Here is a 15,630-nt window from a genome sequence, read left to right as displayed (position 1 = left end):
GAAGCGATAGCAGGACGGAGCGGCGGGAAGGACGATTGTGACGCAGACCCGCACAGGCACCGGCGAGATCGTCACCGACATTCCGGCCAGGCTCGATCGCCTGCCCTGGTCGCGGTTCCATACGCTCGTCGTCGTCGCGCTCGGCATCACCTGGATCCTCGACGGGCTCGAGGTCACGCTGGCCGGCGCCGTCTCCGGCGCGCTGAAGGAAAGCCCGACCCTACGCTTCACCAATACCGAGGTTGGCATGGCCGGCGCCGCCTATCTCGCCGGCGCGGTCATCGGCGCCGTCTTCTTCGGCTGGCTCACCGATCGACTCGGCCGCAAGAAGCTCTTCACCATCACCGTCCTGGTCTATCTCTCCGCGACGGCTGCGACGGCCTTCTCCTGGAACCTCTGGAGCTTCCTGCTCTTCCGCTTCCTGACCGGCATGGGCATCGGCGGCGAATACACCGCGATCAACTCGGCCATCCAGGAACTCGTGCCGGCGCGGGTGCGCGGCTGGACCGATCTCGTCATCAACGGCTCCTTCTGGGTCGGCGCCGCGATCGGCGGCGTCGCCGCGATTGTGGTACTCGATCCGGCTCTCGTGTCGCCCGACATTGGCTGGCGCCTTGCCTTCTTCATCGGTGCCGTGCTCGGGCTGGTCATCATGATCCTCAGGCAATGGATCCCGGAGAGTCCGCGCTGGCTGATGAGCCATGGCCGCATCGCCGAGGCGGAGGCAATCGTCGCCCATATCGAATCCTTCTCGCCGCCGCAGCCCGCCGCGACGCTGCCGACGCTCACCCTGCGCCCGCGCCCGGGCACGCCGATGAGCGAGGTCGCCCATACCCTCTTCGTCACCCACCGGCCGCGCACATTGGTGGCGCTGGCGCTGATGACCTCGCAAGCCTTCTTCTACAACGCGATCTTCTTCACCTACGCGCTGATCCTGACCGACTTCTACGCCGTCCCGTCCAACCTGATCGGCTGGTTCATCCTGCCCTTCGCCGCCGGCAACTTCCTTGGCCCCGTCCTGATCGGCCGGCTCTTCGACACGCTCGGCCGGCGCCCGATGATCGCGGGAACCTATATCCTCTCCGGCCTGCTGCTTGCCGGCACGGGCTATCTCTTCGCGCGAGAGATGGTCAGCGCCAGCCAGCTCACCATCTGCTGGAGTGTCGTTTTCTTCTTCGCCTCGGCGGCGGCGAGCTCGGCCTATCTCACCGTGAGCGAGACCTACCCGCTCGAGATCAGGGCGCTGGCGATCGCGGTGTTCTATTCGCTCGGCACCGGCCTCGGCGGCATCGCCGGCCCCTGGCTGTTCGGCGCCCTGATCGACACCGGCTCGCGCGCGAGCGTGTTCGGCGGCTATCTGTTCGGCGCCGTGCTGATGATCGCCGCCGGGCTGATCGCCTGGCGCTTTGCGATCAAGGCCGAGCGCCGCCCGCTCGAAGAGGTCTGCAAGCCGCTGGGAGCGCTATGAGGACTCGGCGGATGCTCGGCAGGCGATTGCGCCTCAAACCGTCGCAACAAGCTAACGGCCGGTCTCCCGCGCCGTCGGCCCTTTGTGAACCATCGTCACAACACCAGCGTGACGAAAGGTCAGAAAGGGGAATAGAGTGGCCTCGTGGGAACGCGGCGCCTGGATCGAACCAACTGGAGGCATGACATGGATCGACGTTCATTCGTAATGGCGCTGTTCGGCGGTCTCGCCGCGGCCAGCGTCGGCGGCATCGCCGCTTCGGAAGCCGCGCAACCCAAGATCGCCCCGCTCCCGGTCAAGAAGCCAGAGGAGCTGTCGGAGGAACTGAAGGAAGGCCTCGACAAGACCGACGCGGACTTCAGCCAGTACTATTATTATCGCCGCCCGCGCTATGTCAGACGTTACTATGCGCGGCCGCGCTATTATTATCGCCCCCGGCGCCATTATTACCGCCGCCGCTACTACTACTGAGCGGACGCCGACGGGCCGGAGCTTTCGCTCCGGCCCGTTTGCTTTTCAGGGCTTGTCATCGCCTGTCAGAGCGAGGTCGTCCGCGCCTGGCCCGGCTCGGCGACGGGAACGCCCGCCGAGACATACTCGCTCAGCTTGTTGCGCAGCGTCCGGATCGAGATGCCGAGGATCTTGGCGGCATGGGTCCGGTTGCCCAGGCAATGGTCGAGCGTATCGAGGATCAGGTCGCGTTCGACATCGGCCACGGTCCGCCCGACCAGGCCGCGCGTCACCGCCTCTGCCGTCTGCGCCGCCCGCGACGCGACATCGCGTCCGCCGGCCGGGCCGAGCGTCTCGCCTTCCGGCGTCAGCATCGCCTCGGTGCCGATTTCGACGCCCTGCGCCAGCAGCACGGCGCGATGCACGGTGTTCTCCAGCTCGCGGACGTTGCCGCGCCAGCTGTTGCCGAGCAGGAGCTTGCGCGCCTCGGCTGCGATCGGCCGCAGCGGCATGCCGTTCAGCTCGGCGTATTTCCTGGCGAAATGGTCGGCCAGCGCCAGGATGTCGCCCGGCCGCTCGCGCAGCGCCGGCAGGCGCAGGTGCACGACATTGAGCCGGTAGAACAGGTCCTCGCGGAAGGAGCCCTCGCGCACCGCGTCGCCGAGATTGCGGTTGGAGGTCGCGATGATGCGCAGGTCCACCTTGACCGGCTGCGTGCCACCGACCCGATCGATCATCCGCTCCTGCAGCGCGCGCAGCAGCTTGGCCTGCAGGCGCACATCCATCTCCGAGATTTCGTCGAGCAGGAGCGTGCCGCCATTGGCCTCCTCGAACTTGCCGATCCGCCGGGCGATCGCGCCGGTGAAGGCGCCCTTCTCATGGCCGAACAGTTCGGATTCGAGCAGGTTGTCAGGGATGGCGGCGCAGTTGACCGCGACGAAGGGCTTGTCCTTGCGCAGCGACTTCTGGTGCAGATGCTGCGCGATCATCTCCTTGCCGGTGCCGCTCTCGCCGGTGACGAGAACGGGCGCATCCGAGCGTGCGATCTGGTTGGCGAGCTGGACGACGCGCTCCATCGCCGGATCGCGCCAGATCAGGCTCGCCTTGTCGCCGGCGACGGCAGCGAGCACCGCGGCGATCAATTCGGGATCGGGCGGCAGCGGCACATATTCGCGTGCCCCGGCCTGGATCGCGGCGACGGCGGCGCGGGCATCGGTCGAGGTGCCGCAGGCGACCAGCGGGGTGCGGATGCGCTCGGCCTCGAGCGCCGCGATGAGCTTGGCGATCGGCTGCTCGACATCGACCATCAAGAGGTCGCCGCCCTTGGTGCGCAGCACCGCCAGCGCCTGCTCGATGCTCTCGGCATGGGTGACGGCGGCGCCCTGCGACACCGCGATCTTGGCGGCGGTGATGAGCTGGCCCTTGAGGCTGCCGACGATGATGAGGCGCATGGCTCAGGCCTTCCTTGAAGAATGCAGTCGCTCCGGCCGGTTCGTCACCGGTCGGTCTTGATGATTTCCGTCATGGTCACGCCGAGGCGCTCCTCGACCACCACGACCTCGCCGCGCGCCACCAGGCGCTCGTTGACGAAGATGTCGATCGCCTCGCCGACGCGCCGGTCGAGCTCCAGCACCGTGCCGGGCGTGACGCGCAGGAGGTCGCCGACCGCGATCCGCGACGAGCCGAGCACGGCGGAGACCGTGACCGGCACGTCGAAGACCTGCTCGAGGTCCTCCGCCGTCTTGACCGGCACCGGCCCGGAGCGCGCCACCGAGTCTGCGGCATTATGGTCGAAGGAGAGATCGGCCGGGTTGAGCGGCGGCAGGTTGAGGTCGTTTTCATTTGCCATCTGTCTTACCCCGCTGCCGGGCCGAAGACGGCCCTGACTGCCTTGTCGACCGCCTCATTGAGCGCTGCACTTTCGATCGCGATACCGCCATCGGCCCATTCCAGCCGGCCGTCGCCGAGGGCGATATCGGGCTCGCCCAGCACGACGATGCGGCCGGCGAAACCAGTTTCACGCGCCAACGCCGACAGCTTGCCCTCGACAGCCTCGACCAGGCTCTCATGCACCCGGATCGCCAGATGTGGCGCGTGCCGGGCATGGGCGAGGCATTCGCGCGCCGCGTCGAGCAATTGCGCCAGCGGCTTGTCGGCGAGTGCCGCGCCGGCGAGGCTGCGCGCGGTCGCGATCGCGAGCTGCGCCGCCTGCGCCTCGATCTGAGCCAGTTGCTCATCCTGGTGCGCCAGCAATCGCTCGCTCTGGCGCACCAGTTGCGAGAGCAGCGCGCCGAGCTGGTGATCAGCCTCGCGTCGCGCCTGGTCGAGGCCGCTATGGAAGCCATCCGCCCTGGCGGCCTCGAGCGCCGCCTCATCGACCGCCTTGCTGCCATTGCCGCGGAAGTCGGTGGCGAACATGAATTTCTTGGCTGCGGCCATCTCAGTAAACCAGCTCGTCTTCGGCATTGCCCTTGGAGATGATGATCTCGCCCTTCTCGGCGAGGTCCTTGGCCAGGGTCACCATCTTCATCTGCGCCTCGTCGACTTCCTTGAGGCGCAGCGGCCCGAGGCCCTGTATGTCGTCCTGCAGGACCTTGGCGGCGCGCTGCGACATCGCCCCCATAAAGAAGGCGCGCATTTCTTCGTTGGCTCCCTTGAGGGCACGGGCCAGCGCATCCTTGTCGACCTGGCGCATCAGCGTCTGCAGGCCGGCGGAATCGAGCTTGCCGAGATCCTCGAAGGTGAACATCAGGGCGCGGATGCGCTCGGCCGATTCCTGGTTGGTGGCGTCGAGCGCAGCGAGGAAGCGCACTTCGGTCTGGCGATCGAAGCCGTTGAAGATCTCGGCCATCATCTCGTGCGGATCGCGCCGGCGCGTCTGCGTCAGCGTCGAGACGAATTCGGTGCGCAGCGTGTTCTCGATATGGTCGAGCGCCTCCTTCTGCACCGATTCCATGCGCAGCATCCGGCCGACCACCTCGATCGACAATTCGTTCGGCAGGTTGCGCAGCACATTGGCCGAATGATCGGGCCGGATGCGCGAGAGGATCACGGCGATCGTCTGCGGATATTCGTTCTTGAGGAAGTTCGCGAGCACGACGGCATCAATATTACCGAGCTTCTGCCACATGTTGCGGCCGGCAGGACCTCGGATCTCCTCCATGATCAGAGCGACCTGATCGGTGGGCAGGATTTTCTCGAGCAACGAGATCGTGCGGTCGAAGGAACCGGTGATCGCGCCCGCGCTGGAGAGCCGGCCGACGAAGTCGAGCATCAGCTTCTCGACCTGGTCGGCATCGACCGTGCCGAGCTCGGCCATGGCGCGGGTGATGATCCGGATCTCCTCGTCGTCGAACTCCTCCCAGATCACCCGGCCATGCTCTTCGCCGAGGATGAGCAGGATGACCGCGGCGCGCTGCGGCCCGGTCATGCTGTCGAGCATCATCGGGCCGTCGGAATAGTTCGACGTCTCGCCGTCGGAGCCGGCGTTTCCGCTGCGGGTTGCGATGGAGCGTGTCGCCATGGTTCAGGCTCCCGTCACGCCGGTGCTTTCTCGTGGATCCAGCTGCGCAGCACTGCGACGGAATCCGCGGGATTTTGGGCGACCATGGCGCCGATCTTCTCGACCGACTGGGCCTTGAGCTGGCCTTTGATCTGCGCGATCGCCAGCATCCGTTCCGACGGCGCCTCGACATCGACCGAGCCAGACTCGCCGCTGGCGCCCGCCCCGCCGGAAACGGAGGGGAACGTCGACGGATCGCCGGTGCCGTTATCAACGACGACCATACCGTTGCGCATGAAGCTCGGGATCGCCCGGACCTCGCGATCGGGCGCCAGCACCTGCTTGAGCAGCGGGCGCACCACCACCATCAGCACCATCAGCACAAGCAGCGCGATCACGCCCATCTCGGCGAAGCGGACGACGTCCTCCTTGGTGAAGGAGAGGAGCTGCTGCATCAGCGTCTGATCGGTCAGATCAGCCGGCGCCTGCGGCGCCTCGGCGAAGCGCAGGTTGACGACCTCGACCTGGTCGCCGCGCTGGCGGTCGAAGCCGACTGCGGTGCGCACCAGCTGCGAGATCCGCTCCAGTTCCTCGGGCGGGCGCGGCTGGTAGCTGACCTCGTTGCCCTGCTTGCTGTAAAGCCCGTCGACCAGCACCGCGACGGAGAGCTTGCGGATGCGCCCGCCCTCCTGCACCTCGGTGCGGGTGGTGCGCGAGATCTCGTAGTTGACGACTTCCTCGTTCTTCGAGCTGGTGTCGCGCTGCTGGCCCTGCTGCTGGCCCTGGTTCTGCTGCGCGCCCGGCAATTCGTTGCCGACGGTGACGCCCTCACGCTGCTCGTTCGAGGCGGAGGCCTCGTTGCGGTTCTGGCTGGAGCGGATGACCTTGCTCTCCGGGTCGAAGGTCTCGGAGCGGCTCTCGATCCGGTTCGAATCGAGCACGGCCGACACCTGCACGCGGGCGCGGCCGGGGCCGACGATGCTGGCGACGATGTCGTCGACCTGCGCCTTGATCCGCCGTTCGATCGCGCCCTGGCGCTCGTCCAGCGCGACGCCGATCATGCCCTGCTCGCCCTGGGCGCCGTCGGCAAGGAGCCGGCCGCGCTCGTCGACGATCGAGACCCGCTCCGGCTTCAGGCCGTCGACGGCCGAGGACACGAGATGGCGGATCGCCCTGACCTGGGCGTTGTCGAGATCGCCGGCGAGCTTGAGCGCGATCGAGGCACGCGGCGGCTCGCGGTCGCGCTCGAACAGGCGCCGCTCGGGAATGACGAGATGGACCCGCGCTGCCTGCACACGGCCAATCGAGCGGATGGTGCGCGAGAGCTCGCCCTCGAGCGCGCGCAGATGGTTGATGTTCTGGACGAAGCTGGTCGAGGAGAAGGCGTCGCCCTTGTCGAAGATTTCGTAGCCGACGCCGCCGCCCGACGGGATGCCCTTGCCGGCGAGCTCCAGCCGAAGCTTCGGCACATCGGCGCGCGGCGCCAGGATGGTCTGCCCGTCGCCACGCAATTCGTATTTGATCCCGCGCGTGTCGAGGTCCTTGGTGATGGCACTGACGTCCTGGCTCGACAGATCGGCGAAGAGCACGCCCATCGCCGGCTGCGACATGCGCAGCATGACGAAGGCGAAGAAGCCGATCAGCGCCAGCGTCACCGCCAGCATAGCCGCCAGCCGCGCCGCGCCGAATCTCCGGAACTGTTCGACTAGCCCGTTCACGCCGTTCTTCCGTCGCCCGGTGCCTGCGAGACCAACGCACAGACACACCACTAGGCAAGTTTTTCCCGGTGCATGGTTAGCGCCCGGTTAACGGCGGTTAGGAAACGGGACAGTTCGGCGTAAATGCCACATCGCCAAAACGCGAAAAGCGCCGGCCTCTCGGCCGGCGCCTCCCGAATTTTTGTAGACACCAGAAGAGGTTACTGGCGGTAGTGCTGGATGCGGGTAGTGCGCAGGCCAGCCAGCCCATGCTGGTCGATCGACATCTGCCAGCTCAGGAATTCGTCTACCGTCAGCGTATAGCGCTGGCAGGCCTCCTCCAGGCTGAGCAGGCCGCCGCGCACGGCGGCGACGACCTCGGCCTTGCGCCGGATCACCCAGCGGCGCGTGTTCATCGGCGGCAGATCGGCGATCGTCAACGGGCTGCCATCGGGCCCGATCACATATTTGACGCGCGGTCGCAGCGGCTCGGTCATTGTACTCTCACACAACTCAACAGACCTACTGCCAGAGAGCCTAGCCCCGACGGGCTTAAATTTTGCCTAAAGCAATCACGCAGGCTTTCGGCATGGCTCATGACGGGTTCGTCAGGACGTGCTCTTCACCGATTTGACCTTGTCGAGCGGGACCTTGATCGCGCCGATCAGCAGCGTCGGCACGGTGGTCGAGAAGTCGATGCCGTCGACCTTGCCGGTGATCTCGGTCTTGACCGTGATCGCCGCGCCGGAGACATCCTTGCCGTCGACGGTGATGGTGTATTCGCCGTCGGGCGCAGTGGACCCCGTCGAGGTCTTGCCGTCCCAGCTATAGGTCTGGTCGCCGGCCGTCAGCGTCTTCGTGCCGCTGTAGACGACCTTGCCGCTCGAATCCTTGATGGTGACCGTGCCGGTGCCGCCCTTGGAGGCGTTGAGCTTCCATTCGGCCTTGCCTTCCTTGAGCGGCGTCGCAGCACCATCGGCCGTGACGGTCTGGCCGACGAAGCCGATCGCGCTCGCACCCGTCGTCGCCTTGCTGACGCCGAGCAGCGCGGTCAGCGTCTCGTTCTGCTTGAGCTGTTGCTCGACGCCGGCGAACTGCACCAGTTGCTGGGTGAACTGGTTGGTGTCGAGCGGATCGAGCGGGTTCTGGTTCTTGAGCTGCGTCGTCAGCAGGGTCAGGAACTGGTCGAAATTATTGGCGATCGAGGTGCCGTTGCCACTTGCGGTGTTGTTCTGGGCGGCCGCGACCTGGGAATTCGACAGCTTGCCGGTATTGGAGACGGTCATGGCGCGTCCCTCCTTTAGATGCTGAGATCGACGCCGCCGAGACGGCTGGCGTTGCGCGGCAGGGTCGCAACATCGGTGACGAGCGCACTGTCGTCCGAGGCCTGGACCCAGGCGCGGCGGCCGCGCGGCGTCTCGTCGCCCTGTTGCTGGCGCCCACCCGCCTGCTGGCCACCCGGATCGCGCAGGCTGAGATCGATTCCGCCCTCGGAGGGCTTCAGTCCGGCCTGCTCGAAGGCGCGCTCCAACGTCCGGGCATCGCGCTGCAGCATATGTAGCGTCTCGACCCGGTCGACGGTCAGCTTGGCGCTGACATCGCCCTTGTCGGAGATTTCCAGGCTGACGTCGATGCGCCCGAGCTCGGCCGGATCGAGCCTGATGTCGAAGCGCTTGTTGCCGGCGAGCGCCTTCGCGCCGATCTCGATCGGCACGACGTGCAGCGGCGTCGGCCGCCCGGCGTCGCCGGAGGTCATCTTGTGGGCCGCCTCAGCCTGGGCACGGGCGGTCGCCTGAGCGGCGGCGTCAAGCTCGGTCAATGGCGCCTGCGGCGCGGTCAAACTCTGCGGCCCGACCGCGAGAATCGCCTGCGGGCTCAAGGGCGCGCTTGCCTGCTGCGCGCCGCTGCTGGCTTCGGTCGACGCAGCCTGCGTCGTCTGCCCGGTGGCCACAGGCGCAGTGGCGGTATCGGCAGCCTTGGTATCGCCGGCCGCCTTCGTATCGCTGCCAGCGGCGGTCGCAGCGACCTTGCCGGCCTCGCTATCGTCCTTGGCGGCGGCCTGCCCCTCGCCCGACTTGGTCTCAGCCGTCTTCGCCGCGATTTGCTCCGCACCGCCGGACTTGGCTTCGCCCGATTTGCCGTCCGTCTTGGCTTCGGTGCCGGCAGCCGGAAGCTGCGGCTTCAGCCCCACCTTGATGTCAGCAGCGGCGGCCTCGCCGCCCGCGCTCGCCTGGCCGTCGGCCTTCGCCGGCAGTGCTGGCGGGACCGGCACGGCGATCGCCTCGCCGGTCGCCTGCGCCGTCGCCCCAGTCGCCCCGGTCGCCGTCACGGCCTTGCCGTCCTCAGTGGTCGCGCCTTCCGGCTTCGCCGGCTCGCCGCCTTGGAGCGCGGCTGCCGTGAGCGCGAGAAATTCCGCGGCGATCGCAGGCGACGGCACGGGCTGCATCACCGCGCCAGCAGCAGCCTGCTCGTCCGGCGTGCCCTTGCCGATCACCGGCGCTCCATCGAGGGCAGCGGCCAGCGCAGCCTTGCGCTCCTCGACCGTCTTGCCACCGGCCGGCTTGTCGCCGGCAGCCGTCTCGCTCGTCTTGGTCTCGCTCGCCGAGGCGTCCTTCGTCGCGGTCGCGTCTGCGCCGGCCTCCGCCTTCGTCTTGTCGGATGTCTCGCTGGCGTCCGCGACCTTCCTGTCCTTGCTGGCATCGTCAGCGCGGGTTGACGGTCTGGCATCAGCCGCGCTCGTCTTGCGGGCGCCATCGTCCGGCTTCGCCTGATCCCGCATGCCGGCGTCATCGCGGGCGTTGCGGTCATCATCGAGACGCCCGCGGGGACGGTCGTCATCCAAGCGCGGACGCGGTCGATCCGCCGGCTCGGGCGGCAGGGTGAAAGCCTGTTCCGAGGCGTCCCGTTCGGGGCCGCGGCGGCTCGGAAACGTGATCTCAGGCAGCGCAGAGGAACGCGAGACCGGCGCAGCTGACATGGGTACTCTCCGGAACAGAACCGTGACGATGTGGCCGCCACTCCGCCAGCAAGAGGCAAGCCAACCAGAAAATCATTATAATTCAATATCTTGAATGAATAGACCTGGCCCCAGACCCGGCAGGAATGACGTCATCGGAGGGCACCACTCGGCAGGAATTGCCGGCCGGATGCTGGCCCGCATCTGTCAAAACCGCTATAGAGCGCCCAAATCCTCGGGCTCTCGCGCCCGAACCCGCCCGGAACCCTGATGACCGTTTCGCTCAACTCGCTCGACATCGCCAAGCCGCCCGCGGCGACACGCGTCGTCGCAGCCATGTCAGGCGGCGTCGACTCCTCGGTGGTGGCGGCGCTGCTGAAGCGCCAGGGCTATGACGTCGTCGGCGTGACCCTGCAACTCTACGACCATGGCGAAGCCGTGCATCGCGCCGGCGCCTGCTGCGCCGGCCAGGACATCCACGACGCCCGCCGCGTCGCCGAGGCGATCGGCATTCCGCATTACGTGCTCGACTATGAGAGCCGCTTCCGCGACGCGGTGATCGAGCGCTTCGCCGAGAGCTATCTCGCCGGCGAGACGCCGATCCCCTGCGTCGAGTGCAATCGCACCGTGAAATTCCGCGACCTGCTCGGCCTCGCCCGCGAGCTCGGGGCCGATGCGCTCGCCACCGGCCATTATGTCGCCAGCCGCGATCTCGGCACCGGCCATCGCGGCCTCTTCCGTGCCGCCGACGAGAGCCGGGACCAGAGCTATTTCCTCTATGCCACCACGCAGGAGCAGCTCGACCTGCTGCGTTTCCCGCTCGGCGGCCTCGACAAGGCGCAGACCCGGGCGCTCGCCGCCGAGTTCGGCCTCGCCATCGCCGACAAGCCCGACAGCCAGGACATCTGCTTCGTGCCGAACGGCCGCTATGCCGAAGTGATCGAGCGCCTGAAGCCGGGCGCCGCCCGCCCCGGCGCCATCGTCCACCTCGACGGCCGCGTGCTCGGCGAGCATGAGGGCGTGCTGCGCTACACGGTCGGCCAGCGCAAGGGCCTTGGCATCAGCAGCGCCGAACCGCTCTATGTCGTCGCGCTCGACGCCGAGAACGCGCATGTCATCGTCGGCCCGCGCGAGGCTTTGAGCGTCAGCCGCGTCGACCTGCGTGATCTCAACTGGATCGGCGACCTCGCGCTCGCCGACCTGCCGCCCGAGGGCATCGAGGTCGCGGTCCGCGTCCGCTCGACCAGAGCCCCGCGCGAGGCCCGCCTGCTCGCCGACGACAAGGGCGTTCATGTCCTGTTGGCGCAGGGCGAGGAGGGCGTCTCGCCCGGCCAGGCCTGCGTGATCTACGACCATGCCGGCAGCGGAGCCCGCGTGCTCGGCGGCGGCGTCATCATGGCCAACCGGGCGCCCCGCCCGGCGCCGCAGCCCGAGCCCGCCTACGCCATCTCATGACGACGACGAACGGTCTCGACGCGCAGCGGCGCGTCTATGCGGTCTGGGCGAAGTTCTACGACCGGATCTATCAGGGCCTGCTTGCCCGCGCCCAGCGCGAGGCGGTGGCGGCGGCCTGCGCCAGCGGCCGCGACATCCTCGAGATCGGCGTCGGCACTGGCTTGACCCTGCCCTATTTCGAGCGCGACAAGCAGGTCGTCGGCGCCGACCTCTCGCTCGACATGCTGCGCGTCGCGCGCGCCAAGGTGCTGAGCCAGAATCTCGATCATGTCCGCGGCCTGATGGTGATGGACGCCTGCCGGCTCGGCTTCGCCGACAACTCCTTCGACGCGGTCACCGCCCAGTTCGTCATCACCCTCGTTCCCGATCCCGAGCAGGCGCTCGCCGAGATGGACCGGGTGCTGCGCCCGGGCGGCGAGATCGTAATCTCCAGCCGTCTCGTCGACGATGGCGGCTTTGCCGCACCGTTCTGGAAGGCGGTCGCGCCGCTGGCCAGGGCGATCGGCTGGAGCAGCGATTTCAAGGTCTCGCGCCTGACCGACTGGGCCGCGCGAACCGGCCGCTACGAGACCGTCCATGTCGGCCAGGGTTATTTCAAGGTGGTCAGGCTGCGGAAGCTGAGCTGAGCGACGTCATCAAGGCTTGACGCCGACGCCCCCCGCCCCCTATATCCGCGCCGTCGCGATTGACCGCCGTTCACGGCGCGTCGCCATCGGGGCGGGGTAGCTCAGCTGGTTAGAGCAGCGGAATCATAATCCGCGTGTCGGGGGTTCGAGTCCCTCTCCCGCTACCATCTCATCGTACAGCGCCAGTCTATTCCAGGCACTTGCCGCTACGGCTTCGCAAGGCCGTTGCCGTGCGCCCCGCGCAGCGCGCCGGCCGATTGCCGCACCACCTCTGCGATCTCCAATAACTGCTTCGCCAGCGGGCTGGTCTTGCGCCAGACCATGCCGATGGTCCGGGACGGCTCCGGCGCCCTGAAATGCGAGATCGCGACCGAGGCCGAGCGCGTCTCGACCGCTACCGCCATTTCCGGGATCAGCGTGACGCCCAGCCCGGCATCGACCATCTGCACCAGCGTCGACAGCGAGCTGGCGTCGAGCAGGTCGCGCGACTGCACCGTGCGCGGCTTGGTGCTGCAGAACGACAGGGCCTGCTCGCGGAAGCAATGCCCCTCCTCGAGCAGCAACAACCGCATCTCGCGCAGCGCCTCGCGATCCGGCGCCGGCTTGCCCTCGTCCGCACGCGGCCGGACCAGGACGAAGCGTTCGGTGAACAGGGCGACTTCGGTCAGCGACGGCTCCGACACCGGCAGAGCAACGATCGCCATGTCCAGGCGCCCCTCGCTCAGCTCCTGGACCAGCTTCGGCGTCAGCGTCTCCCGCACATTGAGGTCGAGCTCGCCATGCAGGCGGGTGAGATCGCCGATCAGGCCGGGCAGCAGATAGGGCGCCACCGTCGGGATGACGCCGATGCGCAGGCGCGTGACCTGCCCGTCCCGCGAGGTGTGCGCATAGCCTTCGAGCTCGTCGAGCGAGCGCAGGACGTCCCTGGCCCGCGCCGCGATCTCCTCGCCAAAGCGCGTCAGCCGGACCTGACGCCTGTCGCGTTCGAACAGCTCGGCGCCGAGCTCCTCTTCCAAGGCCTTGATCTGCTGCGACAAAGCCGGCTGCGAGATCGCGCTGGCTTCCGCGGCACGGCCGAAATGGCCGTGCCGTGCCAGCGCCTCGAAATAGCGCAGCTGCTTGAAAGTCAGATTTGTCATAATCACAGCTTATCGTCGCGATCAGAAAATCGGAATTAAAATAATGAAATGGCCCTGCTAAGACCCACCCCGGAACCCAGCCGAGCTTCGGAGAGAGACATGAACGCGAAGACTGAGGACAGCACGGGCAAATGCCCTGTCGCCCATGGTGGCGGCACCCGCCAGAACCGCGACTGGTGGCCGAGCCAGCTGCCTGTCGACCTGCTGAACCAGCACTCGGCCAAGTCCGATCCGCTCGATCCGGCCTTCAGCTATCGCGAGGCCTTCAAAAAGCTCGACTTTGACGCGCTGAAGAACGACCTGCGCAAGCTGATGACCGAGTCGCAGGACTGGTGGCCGGCGGACTTCGGCAATTACGGCCCGCAATTCGTGCGCATGTCCTGGCACGCCGCCGGCACCTATCGCCTCGCCGACGGCCGTGGCGGCGGTGGTCGCGGCCAGCAGCGCTTCGCCCCACTCAACAGCTGGCCGGACAATGTCAACATCGACAAGTCGCGCCGCCTGCTCTGGCCGATCAAGCAGAAATACGGTCAGGCCATCTCCTGGGCCGACCTCCTGATCCTTACAGGCAACGTCGCGCTGGAGACCATGGGTTTCCGCACCTTCGGTTTCGCCGGCGGCCGCGAGGACACCTGGGAGCCCGATCACGATGTGAGCTGGGGCACCGAAACGGCCTGGTTGACCCATCGTCCGCTCGACAAGTTCGACGCACCGCTGAGCGCGACCGAAATGGGCCTGATCTACGTCAATCCGGAAGGTCCCAGCGCCAATGGCGACCCGATCTCGGCGGCGCATTTCATCCGCGAGACCTTCGCCCGCATGGCGATGAACGACGAGGAGACGGTCGCGCTGATCGGCGGCGGCCACACCTTCGGCAAGACCCATGGCGCGGCGCCGGAGTCGCATAAGGGCCCGGATCCGGAAGGCGCCGAGCTGGAGGCGCAGGGCCTCGGCTGGGCCAGCAATTTCGGCACCGGCCATGGCGCCGATGCGGTCGGCAGCGGCATCGAGGTCACCTGGACGCAGACGCCGGCGCAGTGGAGCAATTTCTTCTTCGAGAACCTGTTCAAATACGAATGGGTCCAGACGCGCAGCCCCGGCGGCGCGATCCAGTGGGAGGCGAAGGACGCCGAGGCGGTCATCCCCGACGCCCACGACCCGTCGAAGAAGCACAAGCCGACCATGCTGACGACCGACCTGTCGCTGCGCCTGGACCCGACCTATGAGAAGATCTCGCGTCGCTTCCTCGAGAACCCGCAGGCCTTCGCCGAGGCCTTCGCCCGCGCCTGGTTCAAGCTGACCCATCGCGATCTCGGCCCGCGCTCGCGCTATCTCGGCCCGGAAGTGCCGAAGGAGGAGCTGATCTGGCAGGACGTGCTGCCGGCCGCCGACCATCCGCTGGTCAACGCCGCCGACGTCGCCGCGCTCAAGGAGAAGATCAAGACCTCCGGCCTTTCCGTCTCCGAGCTGGTCGGCACCGCCTGGGCCTCGGCCGCGACCTTCCGCGGCGGCGACAAGCGCGGCGGCGCCAATGGCGCGCGCCTTCGCCTCGCGCCCCAGAAGGACTGGGAGGTCAACCAGCCGGCCCAGCTCGCCAGGGTGATCGAGGTGCTCGACGGCATCCGCCGCCAGTTTAACAAGGAGGCCGATGGCGACCAGAAGGTCTCGCTGGCCGATCTGATCGTGCTGGCCGGCAATGTCGGCGTCGAGCAGGCGGCCAAGGCCGCCGGCCATGATGTCAGCGTGCCGTTCACCCCGGGCCGTACCGACGCCAGGCAGGAGCAGACCGAGGTCCATTCCTTCGCTGTGATGGAGCCCGTGCTCGACGGCTTCCGCAACTACCAGAAGCCGGGCGCCAAAGTGCCGGCCGAGGTGGCGCTGATCGACCGCGCCCAGTTGCTGACGCTGACTGCCCCCGAGCTGACGGTGCTGATCGGCGGCCTGCGCGCCATCGACATCAACGCCGACGGCTCAAGGCACGGCATCCTGACCAACCGGCCGGGCGCGCTGACGAACGACTTCTTCGTCAACCTGCTCGACATGGGCACGCAGTGGAAGGCGATCTCCGAGGCCAAGGACGTGTTCGAGGGCACCGACCGCAAGACCGGCGCCGCCAAGTGGACCGGCACCCGCGTCGACCTCGTCTTCGGCTCGAACTCGATCCTGCGCGCTCTGGCCGAGGTCTATGCCAGCACCGACGCCAAGGCGAAGTTCGTCAAGGACTTCGTTGCGGCCTGGACCAAGGTGATGAACCTCGACCGCTTCGACGTCGCCTGATCGCAAAACCGCTCGGCCGCCGAAGGGCGGCCGAGCATGCTTTAGTGCACTGCGATTGGC

The 15,630-nt window shown here is 67.4% G+C and carries 14 protein-coding genes and 1 tRNA gene; 6 read left to right on the top strand and 9 right to left on the bottom strand.

Going from position 1 to position 15,630, the window contains the following annotated elements; translation table 11 throughout:
- The first annotated feature begins 37 nt into the window (after positions 1 to 37).
- Complete coding sequence (locus AC1DS0_RS07605) at positions 38 to 1,468, top strand: MFS transporter (RefSeq protein WP_476813765.1); 1,431 nt, start codon at positions 38 to 40, stop codon at positions 1,466 to 1,468.
- A 186-nt stretch (positions 1,469 to 1,654) separates the two neighbouring features.
- Positions 1,655 to 1,939: a hypothetical protein gene (locus AC1DS0_RS07600; protein WP_476813764.1), complete on the top strand. Its 285-nt coding sequence runs from the start codon at positions 1,655 to 1,657 to the stop codon at positions 1,937 to 1,939.
- A 65-nt stretch (positions 1,940 to 2,004) separates the two neighbouring features.
- Here the strand turns inward: AC1DS0_RS07600 and flbD are convergent, their stop codons facing one another.
- From flbD to AC1DS0_RS07560, 8 genes are all read right to left on the bottom strand, one after another.
- Positions 2,005 to 3,369, bottom strand: a complete 1,365-nt coding sequence (flbD, locus tag AC1DS0_RS07595; protein WP_476813763.1) for a sigma-54-dependent transcriptional regulator FlbD — start codon at positions 3,367 to 3,369, stop codon at positions 2,005 to 2,007.
- A gap of 44 nt (positions 3,370 to 3,413) precedes the next feature.
- Positions 3,414 to 3,767, bottom strand: coding sequence for a flagellar motor switch protein FliN (gene fliN / locus AC1DS0_RS07590; RefSeq protein WP_137878861.1), 354 nt, complete (start codon positions 3,765 to 3,767; stop codon positions 3,414 to 3,416).
- Between the two features lie 5 nt (positions 3,768 to 3,772).
- Positions 3,773 to 4,357, bottom strand: coding sequence for a FliH/SctL family protein (locus AC1DS0_RS07585; protein WP_476813762.1), 585 nt, complete (start codon positions 4,355 to 4,357; stop codon positions 3,773 to 3,775).
- Position 4,358: 1 nt separating this feature from the next.
- Positions 4,359 to 5,441 (bottom strand): flagellar motor switch protein FliG, encoded by a 1,083-nt coding sequence (gene fliG, locus AC1DS0_RS07580; protein ID WP_476813761.1) that lies wholly within the window; start codon positions 5,439 to 5,441, stop codon positions 4,359 to 4,361.
- Between the two features lie 14 nt (positions 5,442 to 5,455).
- Positions 5,456 to 7,138, bottom strand: coding sequence for a flagellar basal-body MS-ring/collar protein FliF (gene fliF / locus AC1DS0_RS07575; RefSeq protein ID WP_476813760.1), 1,683 nt, complete (start codon positions 7,136 to 7,138; stop codon positions 5,456 to 5,458).
- A gap of 200 nt (positions 7,139 to 7,338) precedes the next feature.
- Positions 7,339 to 7,614 (bottom strand): CtrA inhibitor SciP, encoded by a 276-nt coding sequence (sciP, locus tag AC1DS0_RS07570; RefSeq protein WP_038359348.1) that lies wholly within the window; start codon positions 7,612 to 7,614, stop codon positions 7,339 to 7,341.
- Positions 7,615 to 7,725: 111 nt separating this feature from the next.
- Entirely contained in the window at positions 7,726 to 8,403 is a 678-nt protein-coding gene (locus tag AC1DS0_RS07565; protein ID WP_476813759.1) for a flagellar hook assembly protein FlgD, read from the bottom strand.
- Between the two features lie 14 nt (positions 8,404 to 8,417).
- Positions 8,418 to 10,094: a flagellar hook-length control protein FliK gene (locus AC1DS0_RS07560; RefSeq protein ID WP_476813758.1), complete on the bottom strand. Its 1,677-nt coding sequence runs from the start codon at positions 10,092 to 10,094 to the stop codon at positions 8,418 to 8,420.
- Positions 10,095 to 10,343: 249 nt separating this feature from the next.
- Between AC1DS0_RS07560 and mnmA the strand changes: the two genes are divergently transcribed.
- The 3 genes from mnmA (at position 10,344) to AC1DS0_RS07545 (ending at position 12,321) form a co-directional block, all read left to right on the top strand.
- Positions 10,344 to 11,528, top strand: a complete 1,185-nt coding sequence (gene mnmA / locus AC1DS0_RS07555; protein WP_476813757.1) for a tRNA 2-thiouridine(34) synthase MnmA — start codon at positions 10,344 to 10,346, stop codon at positions 11,526 to 11,528.
- Complete coding sequence (locus AC1DS0_RS07550) at positions 11,525 to 12,154, top strand: class I SAM-dependent methyltransferase (RefSeq protein ID WP_476813756.1); 630 nt, start codon at positions 11,525 to 11,527, stop codon at positions 12,152 to 12,154. The genes mnmA and AC1DS0_RS07550 overlap by 4 nt, the downstream gene beginning before the upstream one ends.
- Before the next feature lie 90 nt (positions 12,155 to 12,244).
- A tRNA-Met gene (locus AC1DS0_RS07545) sits at positions 12,245 to 12,321 on the top strand.
- Between the two features lie 39 nt (positions 12,322 to 12,360).
- Here AC1DS0_RS07545 and AC1DS0_RS07540 read toward each other — a convergent pair.
- Positions 12,361 to 13,293: a hydrogen peroxide-inducible genes activator gene (locus AC1DS0_RS07540; protein WP_476813755.1), complete on the bottom strand. Its 933-nt coding sequence runs from the start codon at positions 13,291 to 13,293 to the stop codon at positions 12,361 to 12,363.
- A gap of 99 nt (positions 13,294 to 13,392) precedes the next feature.
- Here AC1DS0_RS07540 and katG point away from each other — a divergent pair, with 99 nt between their 5' ends.
- Entirely contained in the window at positions 13,393 to 15,570 is a 2,178-nt protein-coding gene (katG, locus tag AC1DS0_RS07535) for a catalase/peroxidase HPI (protein WP_476813754.1), read from the top strand.
- Positions 15,571 to 15,630: the final 60 nt, after the last annotated feature.

It is taken from the genome of Allobosea sp. P4_H5 (genome assembly GCF_056400825.1).
The sequence above is the reverse complement of the archived record's forward strand: the minus strand, read 5'-3'. Positions and strand labels throughout refer to the sequence as shown.